Annotated in this window: 3 protein-coding genes; 2 read left to right on the forward strand and 1 reads right to left on the reverse strand. The window is 73.4% G+C overall.

Annotation, left to right across the window (positions count from 1 at the left end):
• Positions 1–912 (forward strand): SDR family oxidoreductase (locus GUY61_RS34635; protein WP_243766965.1); only part of this gene is annotated, 912 nt, incomplete at its 5' end.
• Positions 909–2279, forward strand: a complete 1371-nt coding sequence (locus GUY61_RS34640) for an MFS transporter (protein WP_313897002.1) — start codon at positions 909–911, stop codon at positions 2277–2279. The genes GUY61_RS34635 and GUY61_RS34640, both read left to right, overlap by 4 nt.
• A 347-nt stretch (positions 2280–2626) precedes the next feature.
• On the opposite strand, the gene GUY61_RS34645 is transcribed toward GUY61_RS34640, so the two are convergent.
• Entirely contained in the window at positions 2627–4612 is a 1986-nt protein-coding gene (locus GUY61_RS34645) for a PAS domain S-box protein (RefSeq protein WP_208106828.1), read from the reverse strand.
• Positions 4613–4968 lie beyond the last annotated feature (356 nt).

Genomic DNA, 4968 nt, shown 5'->3' on the forward strand with positions numbered 1-4968 from the left:
GCCCAGCCCTCCAGCCGGCCTCCCGCCCAGCCCTCCGGAGGGCCTTCCGGCGGCCGCGCGTTCCGGCCACGCCCCGCGAACCCGGGGCGGCACCGCAGTGCCACCGGCCTGCGCGTCCTGGTCACCGGCGCCTCCGGCACCTTCGGTCAGGCCCTCTGCCACCGCTTCCTGGCGCTCGGCGCCGACGTCATCGGCCTGGACGTGAGCCCCAGCCCCGACGACCGGATCACCGTCCTGCCCTGCGATCTGACCGACGACACAGCCGTCACCCGGGCCGTGGCCACGGCCCTCGACCGGCTCGGCGGCCTCGACATCCTGATCAACAACGCGGGCACCGGCGGACCGGCCCCGGCGGAACGCGCCCCCTCCGCCGAGGCGTTGCGCCAGCTGGACATCAACCTCCTCGGCTGCTGGCGGACCACCGCCGCCTGCGTCGGCGCGCTCGTCGCCTCCCGCGGACGCGTCGTGATGCTCGCGTCGCGGATGGCCGTGATGCAACTGCCGCTCGCGGCCGCCTACGGGGCGTCGAAGCGAGCGATGGTCGCCTACGCCGACGCACTGCGTCTGGAACTCGGTACGCACGTCGGGGTCACCTGCGTCTACCCGTCCTCCGTACGCAGCCCCATTCACGACTCCACCGCGGCGGCGGGCCTCAGCCTCGAAGGCATGAGCCGCTACGAACCCCTGGAGGGCGTCATCGACACCGTGGTGCGCGCGGCACTGGGCCGCCGGGTACGGCGCGACATGCCCACCACCCGCAGGGGCGCGGTCGAGTTCTTCCTCGCCCGTCACCTGCCCTCCCTCACGGACCGGATCGTCGCCCGCACCCTGGCCGCGCGGGTGCGCTCCGGGGCGTTCGCCGGTGCCGAACTGGCGGGAGCGCTCGTGGAGCGCCACGGGGAGACGCCGTGAGCGCCGTACCGCGGACCGCCCCCGGTGACGCGGTGTCCGCCGGTACCTCGCCACGGCCCCGGGCCGGGGACCTCGTCGCGTATGCCGCGGGATCGGTGGGCATGGGCGTGTGGGTCACCGTCCCCGGGCTGCTCCTGCTGTACTTCCTGACCCACACCCTCGGAGTCGCACCGTTCCTGGCCGGCCTGACCCTGCTGCTTCCGAAGATCGTCGACACGGTGGTCCACCCGTGGCTGGGCACCCGTTCCGACCGGCAGGCACGCCGCACCGGGCACCGGCTGCGCATGCTCCGCCTGGGACTGCTGCTCGGCCTCGCCATGACCGCGATGTTCACGGTGCCGCCGGGATGGTCGGGACCGCCGGCCGCCCTGTGGGTCGGTGGATGGTTCATCGCGGGCAACGTGCTCTTCGCCTGCTTCCAGGTGCCGTATCTCACCACCCCGTCCGATCTGCGGATCGGCTACCACGAGCGCACCCGCGTGTTCATGTTCCGCATGCTGTTCCTCACCGTGGGGCTGCTCGGCGCCGGGGTCGCCGCGCCCGCCCTGGTCGGGGGCGGCGGGCAGGGCGACTACACCCTCATGGCGGTCCTGCTGTCCCTGTCCATGGTCGTCTTCTGCGCGGTGGGGACCGTGGGCGTACGGCGTCTGACCGCACGCTGCGGCTTCCGCGTCCCCGCCGGGCCGGACCACGCCACCGCCCTGGCGGACGTGCGGACCGCGTGGCGGGACCGCGACTTCCGCGCGATGGCATTGTCGTACCTGTTCACCGGCACCACCACGCACCTGTTCCTCGCGGCTCTGCCCTTCTACACGGAGTACGTGTTCGAGGACAGCGGACTGACCGCCGTGCTCATGGGCGCGTTCCTGGCGCCGGCCGTGTTCGCCGGGCCGCTGTGGATGCGGGTGTCGCGGCGGACCGGCAAACAGCGCGGACTGCTGCTGTGCCAGGCCATGTTCGCCGTGGGCTCGCTCAGCCTCATGCCCGGGGAGGCCCTCGGTCCCGGCATGGCGGTGGCCGTGGTGGTCGCCCTCGGAATCGCGTTCGCCGGGCTCCAGCTGTTCGCGTTCTCGATGGTGCCCGACGCGGTCGCCGCCGCCGAGGCGCGGGGCACCGCGTGCGCGGGTGCCTACACCGGTGTGTGGACCGCGGCCGAGGCGGCGGGCACGGCCACGGGACCGTACGTGTACTCCGCCGTCCTCGCTGCGGGGGGATTCGTGTCCACCACCGGGGGACAGGCCGTCGCCCAGCCGGATTCGGCCCTGGCGGCGCTGCTGATCGGCTTCACCGCGGTGCCCGCGCTTCTCATGGCGGCCGCGCTCCTCCTGCAGCGTCGCTGTGCCCTCGACCGGACGGCCGCGCCCTGAAGGCCGGCGGCGTGGCGCGCCCCGACACCATGCCGCCCGCCGCGATCATCGGCCCCTCGCAGGACCCCGGGCGAACCGTGGGCGGCCGTCACCTCCCGGCGCGCGCGAGGCGGGCCCCACACTGCCGCACTGCCGGCAGTACACGTCGGGGCGGCCGTCCTGGCGCACGTCACACGGCGCGGGGCCGCCCGGGATCCCCCGTCACCGGTAGCGGAGCGGGCCGACTCCGGACTCCCGGGGCGCCGCGGTGCACGTCACTCCGGGACCGTGCCCCGGGCCAGGCCCCGCGATGCCGCCACGTCCGCCCCCATGCCTGCCCGGAAGCCCGGAAGCCCGGAAGCCCTGTCCTATCCGGACCGGCCGGTGGACAGGGTGAACCAGATGGTCTTGCCGTCCTCCGCCGGGCGGGTCCCCCAGGAGCCGGCCAGCGTGTCGACGAGTGCGAGGCCGCGTCCCGACTCGTCGCCGGTGCCGGCGAGCCGGACGTGCGGCAGTTGCGGACTGCGGTCCGTGACCTCGACGGTGAGTTCGTGCTCGGTGTGGCGCAGCCGCAGCCGGATCGGGCCACGGGCGTGCCGGACGGCGTTCGTGAGGACCTCGGAGGCCAGTAGCCGCGCGTCGTCGCGAACGCCGTGCAGGTCCCACCCGGCCAGTACGCCGGAGAGGAACGCGCGGCCCTGCGCGACCGCCTCGGGCACCGCGGACAGTTCACGGGTCGCGGTGCCGAGCGGGGCCGGGGGCAGGCGGGCGAGGAGAAGGGTGACGTCGTCGTTGTGCCCCTCGACACCGGGCAGCATCGTGGCCAGCACGCTGTCGGCCGCCTCCTCCAGGGCGGCCGCGTCCTCCGGGCCGGGGGCGGCCCTGAACGCGACGCCCAACGCCTCCCCGAGGACCTCCAGTTGCGTCTCGATGTCGCTGTCGGGCGTCTCGACCAGCCCGTCCGTGTACAGCGCGAGCGTGGCGCCGGCCGGCAGGGACACGGTGACCTGCTGGTGCGGGATCTCGCCCACACCGAGCGGGACGCTGACGGGCACCGGCAGCCTGCCCACCTCCCCGTCCGCCGTGACCAGGAGCGCCGGCAGATGCCCCGCGGAGCAGATCACCGCCTCGCCCGCGTCGGGATCGATCTCCAGGTAGCAGCAGGTGATGAACTGGTCGGGCATGTCGGCGACGACCGAGTCCAGAGTCTGCATCAGCTGCCGCGGTGACATCCCGCTCTTGGCAAGCGCGTGGGCGGCGGACCGGAGCCGGCCCATGACGGCTGCCGCCTCGAGGCCCCGTCCCATGACGTCGCCGATCAGCACGCCGACCCGCCCGGCGCCCAGCGGTACGAGGTCGAACCAGTCGCCGCCGACTCCCGCGCCCTGCGTGGCGGGAAGGTACCGGCTGGCAGTGTGCATACCGGGTACTTCGGGCGGGGGGCCCATGAGACTGCGCTGCAGGGTCAGCGCGACGTGCCGCTGCTGCTCGTACAGTTCGGTGAGTTCGGCCGCCGCCCGCTTCTGGTCGCCGACGTCACGGATGATGGCGCAGCCCCCGACGACCTTCCCGCCGGGTTCCCGGGTCGGCCAGAGGGTGACGTCCACGTCGAGCTGCCGGCCGGTGCTGGTGACGCGCAGGGTCTCGAAGTGCTCGACCTTCTCGCCGTTCCCGAGCCGTCCGAGCAGTTGGTCTATCTCCTTCTCCCGGCCGGGCGGCGCCAGCATCGAGACGTGGGCGCCGACTGCCTCCTGCGGGGTGTAGCCGTACAGCCGCTGGGCCGCGGCGTTCCAGTAGGTGATCCGCCCCTCCAGCGTCTTGGCGAGGATCGCGTCCTGCGACGATTCCACCAGTGCGGCCAGTTCGTTGATCCGCGCCTCGGCCGCCTTGCGTTCCGTGACGTCGCGGACGGCGGCTGCCACCAGCGGGCCGTCGGCGGTCTCGATGGGGCTGAGGCTGATCTCGACGGGGAACTCGCGCCCGTCCTTGCGCAGGCCGTTGAGGTCGAGTCCGGCGCCCATGGGACGGACCTGCTGGTTGCCGGCGTAGCCCTGCCGGTGCGCCGCGTGGTGTCGGCGGAAGCGGTGCGGGACGAGGATCTCGACGGGGCGGCCGAGCAGCTCCTCGCGGCGGTATCCGAACAGGGCCTCGGTCTGCGCGTTGACCAGCTGGATGGTGCCGGCGTCGTCGACGATCACCATGGCGTCCGGCGCCGACTCCAGGAGACTGCGGAACCAGCCGTCCGTGCTGCCGGACGCTTCCGCACCGGCAGGACACGCGGCCGGAACCGCCGGGCAGCGGCTCCGCCGCAGTACTTCCGCGTCCGCGAATTGCTGCTGATTGTCGACCGGCATCGTGCACGCTCCCCAAGGGCCACCGGAGTGTTGGCGTCGCGTCATCTCAGCATCCGGTGTGCCCTTACGTGTTCTGTTGACCGTTCTTGCGCCCTATGCGGAGAAAAGGTGGCGCGTCCGGTCGTCCTGGCGTCCATTTGCAGAAGCAGAAGTGACGAACGGGGAGTTCGGCGGGTGTGACCACGACTGCCGCGCGCCCCCTCCACGAGACCGGAGGCGGCTCGGCCGAACCGCCGCGGTGACCGGGTCCGATGGGAGAAGGTAGCGCCATGGCCCAGCACGCACCGCACCGCCGTTCCCCGTCCGGCGCCCTCGGCGCCGGGTACCCGCGTCCCGTGCTCACCGCGATATCCGGC

This window comes from Streptomyces sp. GC420, assembly GCF_009916105.1.
In the GTDB taxonomy this organism is placed as follows: domain Bacteria; phylum Actinomycetota; class Actinomycetes; order Streptomycetales; family Streptomycetaceae; genus Streptomyces.

What these genes read in the sequence shown, in the direction of transcription:
- GUY61_RS34645 (WP_208106828.1), bottom strand. Translation starts at nt 4,612, where the DNA reads ATGCCGGTCGACAATCAGCAGCAATTCGCGGACGCGGAAGTACTGCGG.